The sequence below is a fragment of the Aurantibacter crassamenti genome (genome assembly GCF_016811105.1).
Classification (GTDB): Bacteria; Bacteroidota; Bacteroidia; order Flavobacteriales; family Flavobacteriaceae; genus Aurantibacter_A; species Aurantibacter_A crassamenti.
Genome location: NZ_JAFBGM010000001.1, coordinates 651,022 through 668,958 on the forward strand (window position 1 = coordinate 651,022; position 17,937 = coordinate 668,958).

General features: G+C 34.4%; 19 protein-coding genes. 9 read left to right on the top strand and 10 right to left on the bottom strand.

Annotation, left to right across the window (positions count from 1 at the left end):
* Nucleotides 1–121 precede the first annotated feature (121 nt).
* Genes JQC67_RS02775 through JQC67_RS02790 form a run of 4 tightly spaced genes read left to right on the top strand, consistent with a single transcriptional unit; the run spans nt 122 to nt 3,108 of the window.
* The gene (locus JQC67_RS02775; protein ID WP_203251336.1) at nt 122–1,006 is read left to right on the top strand and encodes an AraC family transcriptional regulator; all 885 of its coding nucleotides are present in this window, start codon (nt 122–124) and stop codon (nt 1,004–1,006) included.
* A gap of 48 nt (nt 1,007–1,054) precedes the next feature.
* Nucleotides 1,055–1,795 carry an SDR family NAD(P)-dependent oxidoreductase gene (locus JQC67_RS02780; protein WP_203251337.1) on the top strand — a complete coding sequence of 247 codons (741 nt, stop codon included), beginning with the start codon at nt 1,055–1,057 and terminating at the stop codon, nt 1,793–1,795.
* A 27-nt stretch (nt 1,796–1,822) separates the two neighbouring features.
* Nucleotides 1,823–2,626 carry an SDR family NAD(P)-dependent oxidoreductase gene (locus JQC67_RS02785; RefSeq protein WP_203251338.1) on the top strand — a complete coding sequence of 268 codons (804 nt, stop codon included), beginning with the start codon at nt 1,823–1,825 and terminating at the stop codon, nt 2,624–2,626.
* A gap of 8 nt (nt 2,627–2,634) precedes the next feature.
* The gene (locus JQC67_RS02790; RefSeq protein ID WP_203251339.1) at nt 2,635–3,108 is read left to right on the top strand and encodes a hypothetical protein; all 474 of its coding nucleotides are present in this window, start codon (nt 2,635–2,637) and stop codon (nt 3,106–3,108) included.
* 73 nt (nt 3,109–3,181) lie between these two features.
* On the opposite strand, the gene JQC67_RS02795 is transcribed toward JQC67_RS02790, so the two are convergent.
* The 3 genes from JQC67_RS02795 to JQC67_RS02805 are packed head-to-tail and all read right to left on the bottom strand — an operon-like array spanning nt 3,182 to nt 6,710.
* Nucleotides 3,182–3,997 (bottom strand): MOSC domain-containing protein, encoded by an 816-nt coding sequence (locus JQC67_RS02795; protein WP_203251340.1) that lies wholly within the window; start codon nt 3,995–3,997, stop codon nt 3,182–3,184.
* A gap of 4 nt (nt 3,998–4,001) precedes the next feature.
* Complete coding sequence (locus JQC67_RS02800; RefSeq protein WP_203251341.1) at nt 4,002–5,378, bottom strand: hypothetical protein; 1,377 nt, start codon at nt 5,376–5,378, stop codon at nt 4,002–4,004.
* A gap of 30 nt (nt 5,379–5,408) precedes the next feature.
* Nucleotides 5,409–6,710: a sugar MFS transporter gene (locus JQC67_RS02805; protein ID WP_203251342.1), complete on the bottom strand. Its 1,302-nt coding sequence runs from the start codon at nt 6,708–6,710 to the stop codon at nt 5,409–5,411.
* Nucleotides 6,711–7,258: 548 nt separating this feature from the next.
* On the opposite strand from JQC67_RS02805, the gene JQC67_RS02810 reads away from it, so the two are divergent.
* The 3 genes from JQC67_RS02810 to JQC67_RS02820 all read left to right on the top strand — a co-directional run bounded on the left by JQC67_RS02810 (nt 7,259) and on the right by JQC67_RS02820 (nt 9,799).
* Nucleotides 7,259–8,476 carry a PHP domain-containing protein gene (locus JQC67_RS02810; RefSeq protein ID WP_203251343.1) on the top strand — a complete coding sequence of 406 codons (1,218 nt, stop codon included), beginning with the start codon at nt 7,259–7,261 and terminating at the stop codon, nt 8,474–8,476.
* A gap of 74 nt (nt 8,477–8,550) precedes the next feature.
* A complete protein-coding gene (locus tag JQC67_RS02815) occupies nt 8,551–9,000 on the top strand; it encodes a 6-pyruvoyl trahydropterin synthase family protein (protein ID WP_203251344.1) in 450 nt (149 codons plus the stop codon).
* A gap of 31 nt (nt 9,001–9,031) precedes the next feature.
* Nucleotides 9,032–9,799, top strand: a complete 768-nt coding sequence (locus JQC67_RS02820) for a UDP-2,3-diacylglucosamine diphosphatase (RefSeq protein WP_203251345.1) — start codon at nt 9,032–9,034, stop codon at nt 9,797–9,799.
* Between the two features lie 42 nt (nt 9,800–9,841).
* On the opposite strand, the gene JQC67_RS02825 is transcribed toward JQC67_RS02820, so the two are convergent.
* From JQC67_RS02825 to JQC67_RS02855, 7 genes are all read right to left on the bottom strand, one after another.
* The gene (locus JQC67_RS02825) at nt 9,842–11,107 is read right to left on the bottom strand and encodes an MFS transporter (RefSeq protein WP_203251346.1); all 1,266 of its coding nucleotides are present in this window, start codon (nt 11,105–11,107) and stop codon (nt 9,842–9,844) included.
* A gap of 229 nt (nt 11,108–11,336) precedes the next feature.
* Complete coding sequence (recJ, locus tag JQC67_RS02830; RefSeq protein WP_203251347.1) at nt 11,337–13,025, bottom strand: single-stranded-DNA-specific exonuclease RecJ; 1,689 nt, start codon at nt 13,023–13,025, stop codon at nt 11,337–11,339.
* A 42-nt stretch (nt 13,026–13,067) separates the two neighbouring features.
* Nucleotides 13,068–13,484: an OsmC family protein gene (locus JQC67_RS02835; RefSeq protein WP_203251348.1), complete on the bottom strand. Its 417-nt coding sequence runs from the start codon at nt 13,482–13,484 to the stop codon at nt 13,068–13,070.
* A gap of 158 nt (nt 13,485–13,642) precedes the next feature.
* The gene (locus JQC67_RS02840) at nt 13,643–14,212 is read right to left on the bottom strand and encodes a uracil-DNA glycosylase family protein (RefSeq protein ID WP_203251349.1); all 570 of its coding nucleotides are present in this window, start codon (nt 14,210–14,212) and stop codon (nt 13,643–13,645) included.
* 10 nt (nt 14,213–14,222) lie between these two features.
* Nucleotides 14,223–14,564, bottom strand: coding sequence for a HopJ type III effector protein (locus tag JQC67_RS02845; RefSeq protein ID WP_203251350.1), 342 nt, complete (start codon nt 14,562–14,564; stop codon nt 14,223–14,225).
* Between the two features lie 3 nt (nt 14,565–14,567).
* A complete protein-coding gene (gene rsmI / locus JQC67_RS02850; RefSeq protein ID WP_203251351.1) occupies nt 14,568–15,239 on the bottom strand; it encodes a 16S rRNA (cytidine(1402)-2'-O)-methyltransferase in 672 nt (223 codons plus the stop codon).
* A gap of 69 nt (nt 15,240–15,308) precedes the next feature.
* Nucleotides 15,309–15,995 carry a hypothetical protein gene (locus tag JQC67_RS02855; RefSeq protein ID WP_203251352.1) on the bottom strand — a complete coding sequence of 229 codons (687 nt, stop codon included), beginning with the start codon at nt 15,993–15,995 and terminating at the stop codon, nt 15,309–15,311.
* A gap of 101 nt (nt 15,996–16,096) precedes the next feature.
* Between JQC67_RS02855 and JQC67_RS02860 the strand changes: the two genes are divergently transcribed.
* Nucleotides 16,097–16,741 (top strand): thymidine kinase, encoded by a 645-nt coding sequence (locus JQC67_RS02860; protein WP_203251353.1) that lies wholly within the window; start codon nt 16,097–16,099, stop codon nt 16,739–16,741.
* Nucleotides 16,734–17,843, top strand: coding sequence for an alanine racemase (alr, locus tag JQC67_RS02865; RefSeq protein ID WP_203251354.1), 1,110 nt, complete (start codon nt 16,734–16,736; stop codon nt 17,841–17,843). Before JQC67_RS02860 ends, alr begins: the two co-directional genes overlap by 8 nt.
* Nucleotides 17,844–17,937 lie beyond the last annotated feature (94 nt).

A 17,937-nucleotide genomic window follows, 5' to 3' on the forward strand; every position in this document is an offset into this window, starting at 1 on the left:
CATTAACTTAAGTAATATCAAAAACTAATATTCTAATACTAATAATTATATTTAAGTACATTTTACAGTCTTAATTAAACTAAAACACGAAGAAGAGTATCAATTTTGCTATATTGTACCTATGGAAACTACTGAGATTAGATTGTTTAAAGAATCCAATCAATCCTTTATATATCATATAGAGAATAAAGATTTTGGCATTTATCACCACCACCCAGAATATGAATTAGTTTACATAAAAAAAGGTAGTGGGGTTCGTATAGTTGGAGATAATATTAGTGAATTTAAAGAAAATGACCTTGTATTTCTCGGCTCTTATTTACCTCATGTTTGGCGTTGTGATAGTTCACATAGTCATGCGGATGGTACCTTTACAGGTAAAGGGTATGTAATTCAATTTTTAGAAGAGTTTTTAGGAAATCCATTTCTGCAGGCACCTGAGAATCGCGGACTTTCAAGTTTTTTATCGAAAACTTTTAGAGGATGTAAGTTTTATGGAGAAACAAAAGACAAACTCATTAATATAATTCTAGATATGCAGTCCATGAACCCAACTGCACGGCTGTATGCATTATTTTCCATTTTAGAAGTTTTAGCGACAACAGAAGAATTTGAATTTATTTGTAGTCCTGCTTTTTATATTATGAATAAAACATCCAAAAGTAGCCCGCTACATAATGTCGTGGAATTTATATTAGACAATTTTAAAGAAAATATCAAACTAAAAGATGTTCTAGAAATTTCAAATATGTCCAACACACAGTTCTTTTTAGCATTTAAAAAAACATACAGAATGCCTTTTAAAAGCTATTTACTAAAATTACGTGTCGGGTATGCATGTCGATTATTAGCGGATCCAACACGAAATATATCTCAAATTGCATATGAATCAGGTTTTGAAAATCTTTCAAATTTTAATAGACACTTCAAATCTATTAATGATTGTACACCAACGGCCTATAGAAAAAAACTAGAGCGCAAACTAACAGCAAAAATTAGTAATTAATAGATTATAGCATATTAGATCGTGAAAAAACACGAAAACATAGAACGTATGAAAAGATTTGATGACCAAGTAGCAGTGATTATCGGAGGAGCCAGAGGCATAGGTCGTACAATCGTTGAGCGCTTAGTTTTAGAAGGAGCACAAGTATGTATTTTAGATGTCTTAAAAAATGAACTAGACGAGTTAATTAAACTAAACGTGGTTCAGCATGCCTTTGTTGTAGATATTACTGACGAGGTGCATTTAAAAGAAACCATTCAAAATATTATTAAATTATACGGCAGATTAGATATAATGATTAACAGTGCGGGAATAGTAGGGCCAACGGCTACAAAAATTGAACATTATAGTTTGAGTGACTTTCAAAAAATACTTAATATCAATCTGAATGGTGCCTTTAATGTTACGAAAGCCGTTTTACCGCCAATGGTTAAACAAAATTATGGAAGAATATTACATATTACCTCTATTGGAGGAAAAGAAGGAAACCCTGGTATGGTAGGTTATACTGCCAGTAAAGCAGGTCTTATGGGTTTAGTTAAAGGTGTGGGTAAAGAATATGCTGACACTGGAATTACGGTAAATGGTCTAGCCCCTGCTGTAATTGCAACTCCTATGAATAAGGATACAGATCCCGAAATGTTAAAGTACATGACGGCCAAAATTCCCATGGGTCGTTTGGGAACGGTTGAGGAAGTCGCGGCATTGGTTTGTTGGATTGTATCTAAAGAAGCAACATTTAATACAGGTTTCATATTTGACATTTCAGGAGGCCGTGCTACTTATTAAAAAACGAATTCAAGAATATAATAAAACATGTTAAAAATTGATTTGAGTAATAAGAAATTCTTGATTTCTGGTGGGGCTGGTACGGGTGTGGGCTCAGGAATATGTCAAGCAATAGCAGCGTGCGGTGGCCAAATTCTACTAAACGATATAAACTTTGAAAAAGCAAAAGAAGCTGCTAAAGAGTACCCTAATGCTTTTCCAGTGCCTGGGGATATCAGCAATCAAAAAGAAGTAGAGCAGATTTTCAAAAGTATCAAAAGTGAACATGGTGTAATTCATGGTTTAGTTAATAATGCAGGAGTAGGTCTTCGTAAGGAGGCCCATCTAGCCGAAGAATCAGATTTCGATAAACTTTATAATATAGATGTAAAAGGTGTATGGATGATGGCAAAAGCATTTGTTAATCAACTAATATTTAATAATATAAAAGGCCATATCGTAAATGTATCTTCTGTACATGCCCATGAAACATTATCTAAATATGCTATTTATGCCAGTGCTAAATCTGCAGTCGAAGGTCTCACTCGAGGCATGTCAATAGAGTTAGGAGAACTTGGAATTCGTTGTAATGCAATAGCGCCTGGGTATGTTGATTCAATTCAGAATTATGAAGCAGCGGTCTCTTGGACAGATAATCCTGAAAGCTTTTTCGAAGACCAAAGAAATGAATACCAAAGTCTGCGCCATGCAATAAATGCTCGTGATTGTGGTAATATTACTGTGTTTTTATTATCAGATTTAGCAAGATCTATTACAGGACAAACAATTATTGTTGATGCTGGTTTAACCAATTTATTACATGCAAATAGTTTTATTCAAGATAAAAAATAAATGATATAATGAAAAATAATCCATTCCACACAAGTGAAACAGATAGACATTACCTATGGGAAATGCTCGTAAACAGAGACATCAAAGCTTTTGTTTTGCAAGACTGGAATATGGTTGCTAATGATTTTATTGTTGATGGGTTTGTTGGTATTGATGCTATGAGACAAACTAATGTTGACAATTGGGAACTTAAATATCCTAATTTAGAAGCATATAAATACGAGTGGTTATCACAGGCCAAAGATTTTTCAAAAATTGAATTAACCGAAGATAAACTAGATGCGTTTCATAGAGTAACCGATATGAAGGAAATTGAAATTAGTAATGATGTTGCCTTACTACATAAAAAATTTAGTGGATCTTTCAAGAAGAAAGATGGAGAAGAAATACCTACAAACTGGCAAACATTATACAATTGTCGAAAAGTAGACGGAGTATGGAAAATTACAGGATTTACTGGTTATATTCCATTAAAATTTTAAATCGAATCTTAAATTTAATGAAACTGATTTATACAAATACCACATTCATAATCAATAATTCTACTCATTAATACTAGCCCAATTTTAGAATATCACCAATTCGCAGTTTTCCGGTTCCAGAATGCACGAGATTTCGACCAAAATAGGTTTTTCTATTTTGAATCCTATATTTTGAAAGCGTAGTTAAAGGTTCTGAATTTACATCTAAAATACCCGTTTGTGGATCTACATTAGGAACTGTGCATCTAGCACAATTTTCTAGTCCTTGAAACTCAATATTGTTAATTGAAAATCGTTCAATTTTATCTTCTTGATTGGGTATACCACCAGAAAAAACAATATTCGGGCGAAAACGCTGCACACCAAATTTATTATTCTTATTATATCGCTTATTTAAATCAGTAAGTGACGCCTCCCCCATCATCATAAATGGATAAGCATCTGCAAACGAAACAAATTTTCCTGCTGGTTTATAACCAGAATTTGTATCAACTGGCCGCCTACTCGATTGCGGCATATAAACCAATTTTACGTTTGCACCCAAAAGTTCACTAAACCATGCATTAGATTTTTTCGATATAATATGTGCTTCAACTTCTGAATTCCAAATTATCACTTTTTCTGACTTCTCAATTCTATTCTGATAAGGAATAAAAAGATTATCAGTTTTATCATCTAATGATACTACAGAAAGTCCATTTTTTTCCAGTTTTGGTTTTAAGCGTGTCATTTTAGGAAACTCTCTTATAGTTAAAAATCGATTATTTTCATCTACGAGCATATATTTTCTATCGTGTTCAAATCCAGTAATAGTTACAACAGCAGAATCGACAGAAATACCTGCTAATGATTTTATAGGATAAAGATATAACTGACTAATTTTTAACAACCCATTACATATTTAAAGCAAGTTCTAAAAGTTTATTTTTTATTCTATTTTCAGCCTTACCATCTAAAAAACTACTTCTAGCACGCCATGTTTCATAACCACCATTGTTTAATTCATGAGCTGGGGGCACATATCCATCGTAGGTATTGGCTAAGCAAATTGTAAAATAATTATGCCCTTGAAGTTTGTTTTTCAACCATAACCCCGTTTCTGTAAATATTTCCCCACCTAAACCTCCTATTAATTGATTACCAATTTTTACCACTTGTACTGCAGAAATATGTTTCTCTGGATATTCATTTAAAAGCAATTGTTCTCTCGCGTAAACCATTTCAATTCCAAGCTCATTTACTTCTAGAGAACCAAATTTGTTTGCAGCTAATTTATTCGCTGCAAACTTTAATTCTTCTTTGGTTGGTTTTCTAATGTTGAGTTCCAATTCATCATAAACAATTGTCAACTCCGCATTTTCTTCCCATTTAAGTTTCTCTATTTCATCATAAATTACCGTGGCAAGATCTTTGCCCATCATTTCAGTTTTAGCGAATTCTTTATCAGGAAACTTATCAGGATTTAAAAAATCCCAAGTATTTACATCTGCTCCAGTTCCATAACTCATAATTGGTACAAAATCATTCTGTGCTCCTATATTATTCGATAGATGTTTTGCAAAGGTTCCATAAAAATCTGCAGTAATTGTATCTACGTCCCAATCTCCAGCATAGTGCGAACTGTAATTACCTAATATCGATATCCAACTATCATCAAGTCCTTTTACTCCAAGAAAACACACTTCAGAATCGACAGAAGCCGCAGGAACTACTATTTGATCTTCGGCACCAAATGGGTTGGTTTTAATAACATCCCATTGTTGAGAAACTGGATTCTTAGATTTAAAACTATCTTTCATCAAATATCTTCTACACACTTGATACCCTGTTAAATTGGCACTTCCCGAAGCAATTTTTGCAGGTTTTAACTTTTTTAAAGCATCTACGACAGATGTTACAATTAAATCAGGCAATAAACTTCGATACGCAATATCTACAGCCCCTCCCAAAAGCCCTGCTACATTACCTGCGCCGTGAGTATGCGTACAAGCCAAGGTTACATTTTCTTTTTTTATACCAACTTTATTTTCAATTTTAGTTTTTACAAGGCATAGAAAATCTGATGGCATAATACAAATATCAACCAGTATTATGGCAAACACCGTTTGCCCCTGTTTAAAAACTAGCGATTTAGAAAATAAAGAATCGTGTATAAATCGTGCATAATGAGAAAAGAAATCTACTCCAATTATTGTTCCCTTTACAGGCGTAATATTTGTCTGTGCAGCCCCTGCATATAATACCGATGAATTCGAACTTTTACTATTCATACTTTTGACCTTCAAGTAAAACAGAAATAATTATTTGTTGATATTTGCTATTGTATTATTCCTCTTATTCCAATAATCTGTTCGATAACCCTTTATAGAATAATAAAAAATAAATAAATAACAGGGTATTAGTATTAATACAGATATCTGTGGGGATAAAGAATAGGTATCTAATAAGTCTCCAAAAACAACGGTTACAATACCACCTCCAATCAATGACATAATCATAAAGGCTGAAGCCTTTTTAGTATGACCTCCCAGGCCACGTAACGCAAGTCCCCATATTGTACCCCAAAGCATAGAAGCACTAAAGCCTAAAAAGAGCATACAATATGCACTATATATTCCTGAAGTTAAATATGTTGCAACCGTCAAAACAAGTCCCCAAATAGAGGCAAACAATAGAGCCTTGTGTTGTGATACATATTTCGGAACTAAAATGGAAACAGATAAATAACCAAATAGCATAACAAAAAGAGTATATGTACTAAAATGTCTAGCTGTATCCATAGGAATATCTAATGCTTGGCAATAGATTATAATACCATCTATCGGAACTGTTTCGCAGGCGCCTGCAACAAATAATGCAACAACCCCCATAACGAGATAGGGATATTCAAAAACACTTTTTCGATCTTTTAGAATATTCCCTTGTTGATCTTTTGAACTAGCCATTTCATCAACTTCAGGTAGTTTGGAAAAGTACACCAAAGCAGCTACAGCAAAGAGTACTATTGAAATAATGATATACGGATTTACAATTTTTAAGGCATAAGAATCAAGAGCAGCAATTTTTTGCACATCATTCAAGCCCTCCAAACCTGCTGAAAGGCCATCTGCATCTGACAAAAAAACACTACCCAAAACAAACAAACATACAATTCCAGCGACTTTATTAGCCATGCCCATATACCCAATACGTTGAGCCGTTCCTTCAATTGGCCCCATAATAGCGATGTACGGATTTGCAGCTGTCTGTACTAATGCCAAGCCCGTAGCGGTTACAAAAAGTCCTCCCAAGAAAAGCGGATACATTCTAGAATATGCCGCAGGAATAAACATCAAAGTTCCAATAGCCATAACACAAATTCCCCATACCATACCTTTTTTATAACCCGTATGTTTTAGTACATAAGCCGATGGAAGTGCCATTACAAAATAGGCGAAATAAGAACTGAATGCTACCAAAGTTGCTTCAAAATTGCTCAGCTCCATACAAATTTTGAAATACGGAATAAGAATGCCATTAATCCAGGTTAGGAAACCAAATACAAAAAATAACAAGCCGATAATGGCCAAAGAATATCGATAAAACTTTTTATTGTGCGCCATAAAAGGGTTAATATTTTATGAAATTATTTTTAATTTTACTCTCAAATATATTTGAAATGATTTGGCATTGGTAATATCTAAAATCGAATTATTGGTACTAATCCTTATTTCTTTTCTAAAATACTTGAATTCTGGATAATAATAAGCACAAATAATTTTCGTTCTATCACTTTAAAATGATTTTATGAAGTTTTTAAATTTTCTTAACAGCGATCTTGTTTTTCCTATTCTAGCACTTTTTGTAGTGGTAACTTATTTCGCAAATCGTATTCGTACAAAACGAAGATATAAGCGCTAATTGTACAAGGTTACAGCATATTATACCATTACTACACATCCTACCTTTTCAATACAATACCAATTAAAAGCTAATCACACTTTATCTTTAAATGTGGCAAATGATACTTGCACTTATAGTCCAAGTAAGTTGATTTTACATTTCAACTAAATGAAATTCATATATTATTTATCCATATAATATTGGTTTACCAGCTGTTTTCTGTATTTCCTATCTTAACTTTATACCAGAACCAAAACCAATTTGAACCATGAAAATCTTTAAAATAAAATACACCTTAGGGCTACTCATTTTGATGATTGCCGTAAGTTGTGGAGAAAAAAAGTCTAAAGCAGAAAAAGAAGCACCCAAAAAATGGTATAAAGGTAACCTACACACTCATTCATATTGGAGCGATGGAGATGAGTTTCCTGAGGTTATTTTAGATTGGTATAAATCAAAGGACTATCAGTTTATGGCTTTATCGGATCATAATACAATGGCTGATGATGAAAAATGGATCACCATTCGTGAAGACTCAATTTATCAAAAAGGATTTCAAAATTATCTTAACACCTACGGTAAAGATTGGGTTACGCATAAGATTGATTCTGGCCGAACAATGGTGAAATTAAAAACCTATGAAGAATATAGTCATAAAGTTGAAAAAGAATGTGAATTTCTAGTCATCAAATCAGAAGAAATCACTGATAAATTTGAAGACAAACACATTCATATGAATGCCACTAACATTCAAAAGAAAATTGAACCTATGGGTGGCACCAGCGTGGCCAATGTGATGCAAAATAATTTAGATCAAGTTCTTAAGCAGCGTGAAGATACTGGGGTACCGATGATACCACACATCAATCATCCTAACTTTTATTATAGCATAAGCCTAGATGATATGATATCATTAAACGGCGAGCGCTTTTTTGAAGTTTACAATGGGCACCAGATGGTGCAAAATATGGGTGATTCTACGCATATTTCTACCGAAAATATGTGGGACCTAATCAATATTTCATATCTAGAAAACAACAAACCTTTAATGTTTGGTCTTGCCACAGATGACTCACATCATTATCATAAAAAAGGGAAATCATGGAGTAATGCTGGTAGAGGTTGGGTAATGGTACAAACCGATACACTTACAGCAGAAGCTCTAGTACTTGCATTAGAAGCAGGTGATTTTTATTCAAGCACAGGGGTAAAACTCAAAACCTTGAAAAATAAAAACAACAGTATTTCCGTTGAAATTCAGCCCGAAACTGGAGTAACATATGAAATAACTTTTATTGGAATCAAAAAAGGAGAATCGGAAGCAAAAACACTTAAGGTAGTAAATGATACGCAGGCCGAATTTAACCTAACAGAAGATATACTCTTTGCTAGATGTAAAATCACTTCATCTAAATTACAAGATAATCCTATTGAAAATTTGCTTTACGAAATGGCATGGACACAACCAATAGTTCCTTCAAAATAAGGGAAAAAACACGCTTTAGGATAAAAAGTATTTGGATTTAAAGAATTGCTACCTTTGCTGTATTGAAGCAACATATGTCTAAAATTAGAATAACAAAAGAATTCACATTTGAAACTGGTCATGCCCTCTATGGTTATGATGGCAAATGTAAAAACGTACACGGTCATAGTTACCAACTCTCGGTTACTGTTATTGGCGAACCAATTACGGATACTTCACATGTAAAATTAGGCATGGTTATCGATTTTGGTGATTTAAAGAAAATAGTAAAAGAAGAAATAGTAGATCCTTTTGATCATGCTACTGTTTTCAATAAAAACACGCCACATGTTGATTTAGCAATAGAATTAAGTAATCGCGGCCACAAAGTAATACTATCTGATTATCAACCTACTAGCGAGAATATGGTAATTGATTTTGCAAAAAAAATTAAATCTAGACTTACGGCTCCCATTCAATTACATTCACTAAAATTACGTGAAACAGGCACAGCTTTTGCTGAATGGTACGCTGAAGACAATTAAGAACGCTGGGTTTGCTATCTTTATAAACTAGATGAAACAAATTTCAATTCCTGCAGGTAAAAAAGTCTATTTTGCTAGTGATAATCACTTAGGAGCACCTACTATGGAGCTCAGCCGCCCACGTGAAAAAAAATTTGTCGCTTGGCTTGATGAAATCAAACATGACGCTGCCGCTATATTTCTTTTAGGTGATCTTTTTGATTTTTGGATGGAATACAAAACCGTTGTGCCAAAAGGCTTTACCCGTACATTAGGAAAATTAGCTGAAATTTCAGACTCAGGTATTCCTATCATATATTTTGTTGGAAATCATGATCTTTGGATGAATGGTTATTTTGAGGAAGAATTAAATATTCCTGTTTTTCATAAACCACAACAGTATAAACTCAATGACACTTCCTTTTTTATTGGTCATGGTGACGGATTAGGGCCCGGTGATATTGGATACAAACGCATGAAAAAGGTATTTACAAGTCCTGTTTCAAAATGGTTTTACCGATGGTTGCATCCAGACTGGGGTGTTCGTTTAGCGCAGTACTTTTCAGTAAAGAATAAAATGATTTCAGGTGATGAAGATGTTCATTTTCTAGGAGAAGACAAAGAATGGCTAGTAAGCTATGCGAAGCGTAAATTAGAAACCCAACATTACGACCATTTTATTTTCGGCCACCGACACCTTCCTTTAGAAATAGATTTGAATGGAAAATCAAAATACACAAATCTCGGGGATTGGATTTCTTATTATACCTACGCTGTTTTTGACGGCACTGAACTGTCTTTAGTAAAATACGAAGCATAGTTTTTTAAAAAGCTGCGAGTAATTCCCCAAGTTTACTAGAAATTAATTGTGCTCATCTGTTTCATGTTCGTCAACATCTTTCTGTAAATCCAACTTTCTGAAGGTTGGAGAAACAAAAGCAGCAATACTTACCGTTAACAAAGTCATTGCACCCCCAAAAACCACAGCAGTTACTGTTCCCATTAATTTAGCCGTTAAACCACTTTCAAACGCTCCTAATTCATTGGAAGAACCCACAAACATAGAGTTAACAGAAGCTACCCTACCCCGCATATCATCTGGCGTTTTAAGTTGAAGAATAGTTTGCCGAACAATCATAGATACCCCATCGAACGCACCACTGAAAAACAAAGCCATTACAGAGAGCCAAAAATACGTTGAAAAACCAAAAACTATCATGCATACACCAAATCCGAATACTGCCAGCAACAATTTTTTTCCAGCATTTTTATGTAACGGAAAACGTGTAGATCCTAACATGGTTATAGCCGCACCAACAGCCGGTGCCGCCCTTAAAATACCAAAACCTTCGGCACCAACATGTAAAATATCTTGAGCGAATATAGGAAGCAGCGCAACAGCACCTCCAAAAAGCACAGCAATCATATCAAGTGTCAATGCACCCAAAACTGCTTTAGTACTGAAAACAAAACGTAAACCTTCGCGTAAACTTTGAAAAACAGGTTCTCCAATTTTAGGATTAAGAATTGGCTTAACAGATATCTGAAACAAAAAAATAAGAGCTAGAACCGAGAATCCAAAAATTAAACACATAGACCAATGTACACCTATCCAACTAATTGAAAACCCTGCTAAGGCCGGACCAAGTACTGCTGCAAACTGCCACGTAGTGCTACTCCATGTAGCTGCACTTGGATATATTCGTTTTGGAACAATCAAAGCAATCAATGAAAAAATAGTTGGCCCTAAAAAGGCCCTAACAATTCCACCTAAAAAAACTAAGAAGTAAATACTATACAGAATAGTTTGTGTTGGCCATTCATTTTCTATTGAAGGAAGGCTTAAAATAAAAAGTCCGAAACTAATAATAGAAAACCCAAGAATGCATTTTACCAAAAGATTCCGCTTTTCTTTTTGATCTACAACATGACCCGCAAATAATGCCATTGAAACCGCCGGAATTACCTCCATAAGTCCGATAATTCCCAAAGACAAGGGATCCTTTGTCATCGAATACACTTGCCACTCAATTACAATAAACTGCATTGACCAAGCAAAAACCATCGCGAAACGGACTAATAAAAAGATATTGAATTCTCTAAAACGTAAGGCTGCATATGGATCCATAAGGACGCTTTATCAAAAGAAAGCAGCAAAGGTATTACTATAAAATGATGATTGCATTCAGTAGGTACTGAATTCTTATAAAATTAAACGAACCGACCTATTAGTCCGTTTTTAAAACCTGAATTCACACAACCTACTGATAACGTTTAATTTAAAAATGAGTATAAACTACTGGGTTTGTTTATTACTTAAAGCGAATAAATATTATGAATGAAAACATGGATGATTTTCATCGTAAATCGCGCAATTTTAACTGTAAACTCACATTACCTTGCCACTCATTTTCATCCAAAGAAAAAACAGCATCAAAAGATTGATTGTTTTTAACTAGAGCCAATTTATCACCTAAATTAAAACCGATTGCACCTATAGGTAGACTTCCATTTTGCGTGACAGTGAGCTTTAAATGTTTTTCTTCTTGACCAACACCTTTAGCATATCCCGTATCACGAAGATTTTCAGCCATAAATACAGGTGTCATATTCCCTGGCCCAAAAGGTGCAAACTGACGAATGATGCGCATTAATTTTGGGCTAATCTGACGGAGCTCAATCTTGGTGTCTATTGCAATTTCAGGCGTCAGCAGATTTGGGTCAATTGTTTCAGATACTACTTTTTCAAATTGCTTTTTAAAGTTCTCATATTCACTTTCAAGTAAAGTAAGCCCTGCCGCATACTTATGACCACCAAATTGCTCAATATAATCAGTACATCCTTGTAAAGCATTATACACATCAAAACCTTTCACTGATCTGGCCGAAGCTGCTAACTTTTCGCCACTTTTAGTAAAAACCAATGTAGGCCGATAATATGTTTCCGTAAGTCGCGAAGCAACTATACCAATAACACCTTTATGCCAACTTTCATGGTACACCACAGTGGTGAATCCTGTCTTCTCATTATTACCTTCAATTTGAACTAGTGCCTCTTTGGTAATCTCTTGATCAAGTTCTCGTCGATCATGATTGAATTTTTCTATTTCAGCAGCAAAAGATTCAGCTTGTTGTAAATCAGTTTCAACTAATAAATTAACTGCGTGTAGCCCATGTTTCATCCGTCCAGCAGCATTAATTCGTGGAGCTATTATAAAAACTACATCGGTAATGGTCAGAACAGTTTTTTTGGTCTGATTAATAATTGCCTTAAATCCCGTTCTCGGATTCGAATTAATCACCTTTAACCCATGATAGGCCAAAATTCGATTTTCACCTGTCATAGGAACTATGTCAGCCCCTATTGCTGTTGCAACAAGGTCTAAATATGGAAGTAAATCATCAATAGTTTCGCTATATTTTGACCCTAAAGCCTGAATCAATTTAAAACCTACACCACAACCACAAAGCTCATCGTAAGGATAATTACAATCTTCTCTTTTTGGATCCAAAATTGCGATAGCATTTGGTAACTGTTGGCCAGGTCTATGATGGTCACAGATAATAAAATCAATGTTTTTTTCTTTTGCGTAGGCTACTTTATCAATAGCCTTTACCCCACAGTCTAATGCAATAATTAAAGTGAAATCATTGTCTTCAGCAAAATCAATACCCTGTAAAGACACTCCATACCCTTCAGCATAACGATCAGGAATATATGTAGCTACATTAGGATAAAAACTCAATAAATAAGAAGAAACTAAAGCAACCGATGTAGTACCATCAACATCATAATCACCAAAAACAAGAATATTTTCATTATTTGCTATTGCTTTCTCAATGCGATCAACCGCCAAATCCATGTCTTTCATCAAAAAAGGATCATGTAAATCAGAAAGCTGTGGTCTGAAAAATTTCTTTGCGGCTGCGTAGGTTGTTATGCCCCTTTGTAAAAGTAATTGCGCTACTAAACCATCAACATTTAGCGCATTTGCTAAAGAATCAATTTGATTTTGTTCAGGTATTGGTTTTATGGTCCAGCGCATAGTTGAAATTATCAAACTCAAGTACAAGAGTCACATTAACAACTATTTGTGATGAAAAATAGTTTTCACATCTAAAGCTGCAAATTTTCTAAACATTTCCATGACACCACAGTATTTTTCTACAGATAAATCAACCGCTCGTTGTAGTTTTTTTTCATTAAGATTCGCTCCATGAAAATGGTATTCTACGATTACCGCGTCATAGTGTTTAGGATCTTCGTCGGTCATATTGGCGATGGTATCAATTTGAAATTCATCAACCTCTAACTTCATTTTTTTGATTAATGAGGCAACATCTAAACCAGAACAACCTGCTAAAGCGGACAACATTAAAGATTTTGGCCGTAAACCTTCACTGCCTTCTGCATTGTCTATATTAAAAGTATTGCCAGAAGTGTTTGTGCTTTCAAAGGCCATTTCTCCTAACCATTTCGTAGTTATATGATTTGTTGCTCCCATAAAATATTATTTTTTGTAAGTACACAAAAGTAGTATAAAAGATAGCATGTGTTAATTTAACAATGGTAGATTCTTAGTTTAGTGCTAACTAATCACAAAGAATAAAATCGATCATAAAAACAATATGACATTAAACATCTAAATAATAAACAAATTATCTAAACAATCGAGGTAATTAATTTCTGCAATTCAGGCACAACTTCATTGTCAAACCAAGGGTTTTTGGTCAACCAATATCGATTACGAGGTGAAGGATGTGGCAACGGAAAATATTTTGGTAAATAGTTTTTATAGGCCCTTACCGTTTCAGTAAGGTTCTTTTCAGCAGTATGCTTCAAATAAGCTTTTTGAGCATAAATGCCAATTACAATAATCAATTTTAAATTGGGCATTTTAGCAAATAAAGCATCATGCCATAGTGGGGCACATTCTTTTCGTGGTGGCAAATCGCCACTTTTGCCTTTTCCGGGATAGCAAAACCCCATAGGAATAAGCGCTATTTTCTTTTCATCATAAAAATCGGCATCTGAAACGCCCAACCATTTTCGCAATTGTCGTCCACTAGGGTCATCCCAAGGCACACCCGTTGCATGGACTTTTGTACCCGGAGCTTGACCAATTATTACAATTTTTGAGTCTGCATGCGCAGCAACTATGGGTCTAGGCCCCAATGGTAAATGGGCACTGCAAACATCACAAGCTCTAATTTCAGAAAGCAATTGCTCCATATTTTGAGCTTTAAATTTTCTTTAAAGCTTCTCCTTCAAAAGACAGTCCTTCAAAACCAGTTTTTATGAAATTTCTTATGTTTTGATGGTCTGTTCCTTCAGGAGTGCTTTGTACATCTCTAAAAAATTGGCCAAAACATGCTAAGGTTTCCTCTTTAGATAATCCTTGTTGTATTGCGAAAGCAAATAATTTACATGAGCCTGAATTTTGGCGACTTTCATTTTTTACAGCGCCATTGGTAAACGCTGTTGGCGAAAAACTATAATTTTCATCAATCACAGCCATAGTTTCAGTGAACTCAATACGTTCAGGACTATTTTTTAATTTATTTTTAAAATCTTCTATACTCATTTTCTATTTTTTGCCTGCAACAATTATAACTATTTCTCCTTTAGGAGGATTCTCTGTAAAATGTGTTAATACCTCAGTCGCCGTGCCTCTTATAGTTTCTTCATATAACTTTGTTAACTCACGTGAAACGGAAACGCTTCTATCTTCACCAAAATAGGTTACAAAATTGGTAAGTGTTTTTATTAATTTATGTGGCGACTCATAAATAACCATGGTTCGGGTTTCTTCAGCAAGAAATTTGAAACGTGTTTGGCGTCCTTTTTTGACTGGAAGAAAGCCTTCAAAAACAAATTTATCATTTGGCAAACCACTATTGACCAATGCTGGCACAAAAGCTGTAGCCCCAGGTAAACAATCAACCTCAATATCATTTTCAACACAAGCCCTAGTCAATAAAAAACCTGGATCCGAAATAGCTGGGGTACCTGCGTCTGAAATAAGTGCAATAGTTTCACCTGCTTGTAATCTTTTAATAAGCTTATCAACCATTCTATGCTCATTGTGCATGTGATGACTCTGCATGTGCGTAGCAATTTCAAAATGCTGCATCAATTTTCCGCTGGTACGGGTATCCTCTGCCAAAATCAAATCAACTTCCTTAAGCACTCGAATTGCGCGTAAGGTTATATCTTCTAGATTACCTATTGGTGTCGGCACTAAATATAATTTCCCCATAGTTCAAAAATAAAAAACCGAAAGCTGACAATTCAACTTTCGGTTATAATTCGTTACTGAATACTAGTTTTAAGCAAATTTATGCTCTATTAAAGCCATTAAGCGTTCTTCATATTCTTCTTTACCAATCCAATTATTATACTCAGGTTTAACCATATTGGTTAAAAACGCAATCGAACGTTCTTCAGATTCTATAGTTGCTAATTGAGACATCACACGTTGGTAATCTTCAGAATTACCTTCAAATAAATGTTTCACAAATGCAAGCCGATCATTCAAACCTACTTTAATATCTTTCTGAAGTTTATCATTTAAAGAAAGTGATTTAGTTTTTGTGCTAACGGTTTTTTGTTCGGGCTCAAAATATTCTTTATCATTCTTCATCAACTGAGGTTTGCCTAAAAAGTCTGCTAAAACCTCATCTACAGGAGTTTCATTAGGCATTTCAGACACCATGTTTTTTATAGTATCCATACCTTTATGATTAATAATATCATCTTGATGTGGATTATTTTCTGGCACCGCAGAATTCTCTCTTAAAACAGCATTGGCCATTTCTTCAAACTTCGCAGCAATCACATTTTTAGATACATCAACCTGTATATCACCTAACTTTTCATCAATGAATTTTAAGACCGTTAATTTCTCATATAGATTTTTAGCGGACTCATACATCTCTGAAATATCATTCATTTCTCTCGAAGTAATAATTTCAGTAGATAATTTTATTAGCTCTTCCTTCAATTTTTTCTTCATAGCTTTATTTTTATCACTGCAAAAGGTGCACGTTTTTTACTAATTTTAATCTCATTTAAAACTAAAACGAAAAACACCTTATTTTCGTCTAAATTTACAAAATGTTTCTCGAAAATACAGTTAACCATAAAGAACAGTTTGGATGGATCGAAGTGATCTGTGGGTCAATGTTCTCAGGCAAAACCGAAGAACTCATTAGAAGACTTAGACGAGCGCAGTTTGCAAAACAGAAAGTTGAGATTTTTAAACCGATGGTTGATACCCGTTATCATGAAGAAATGGTAGTTTCACATGATGCCAATGAAATTCGCTCAACACCTGTGCCAGCAGCGGCAAATATTAGAATATTAGCAGACGGTTGCGACGTTGTGGCCATTGACGAGGCACAATTTTTTGATGACGAAATAATTACCGTTTGTAATGATCTTGCGAATAGAGGAATGCGAGTTATTGTTGCTGGTTTAGATATGGATTTTAAAGGAAACCCTTTTGGCCCAATGCCAGCATTAATGGCAACTGCCGAATATGTTACTAAAGTTCATGCAATATGCACACGTACGGGTAATTTGGCAAATTACAGCTTTAGAAAGTCTAACAATGATAATCTTGTGCTTTTGGGAGAAACTGGTGAATATGAAGCATTGAGCAGAGCAGCATTCTATAAAGCTCGATTAAAAGAAAAAATAAAAGAGATGAAAGTAGAAACTGAAGAAGTAAATATTAAAAAAGGTGCTACCAATGCCTGATACTTCTGAAACAATACTTGAAATTGACTTAAGAGCCCTCAAACACAATTTCAATTTTCTTAAATCAAAATTAAAGGCAACAACTAAATTCTTAGCAGTTGTTAAAGCCTATGCTTATGGTAGTGATGCTATACATATTGCCAAAAAACTGGAAACACTTAAGGTCGATTATTTTGCTGTAGCCTATGCCAATGAAGGAGTTCAGTTACGAGAAGCGGGTATCAAAACACCGATATTAGTATTGCATCCGCAGCCAGCTTATTTTGATGTCATTATAGACTATAATCTTGAGCCAAGTCTTTATTCTGCTAGAATTTTAGAGTTATTCTTAAAAGTTGTTTCAGAGAAAAATAAGCAAAATTATCCTGTACACATCAAATTCAATACTGGGCTAAATAGGCTAGGTTTTGACCAAAAGGATATTGCATTTATTGCCGAAACATTAGAAGAAAAATCGGAGTTAAAAATAATATCAATCTTATCACATTTAGCTGCATCCGAAGATAAAAATGAAGAAGCATTTACCTTAAGCCAAATTAATTTATTTGATGAAATTGCTACGGAATTTGATAAAAAACTCAATATAAAACCCTTAAAACACATTTTAAACACCTCAGGTATCATCAATTACCCGCATGCACAATATGACATGGCTAGAAGTGGTATTGGTTTATATGGATACGGTAATGACCAAGAGGTAGATAATAAACTACAGCAAGTTGTAACGCTTAAAACAACAATTTCGCAAATACACAAAATTTCACCCAATGAAAGTGTCGGTTACAATCGAAAGTTTGTTTCTGAGAGCGAACAAATAATTGCCACCCTACCATTAGGACATGCAGATGGCATTGGAAGACAGTATGGTAATGGAAAAACCTATGTGTCAGTAAATGGCAAAAAAGCTTTAATAATCGGGAATGTATGCATGGATATGATAATGATTGATGTAACCGATATTACCTGTAATGAAGGTGATGAGGTTGTTTTATTTGGCAAATTTGAATCTGCAGAAGAGTTTGCAAAAACAGCCAATACAATCTCTTACGAGCTACTCACAGGTATCTCTCAGAGAGTTAAGCGAATAGTAATTGAAGATTAAAATATAAAATTAACATTTCGTTATGAATGATTTTTTTTCTTACATTGCATAGCATTGAATTGCACTATTGCATAATTAACCATTAAAAACACTA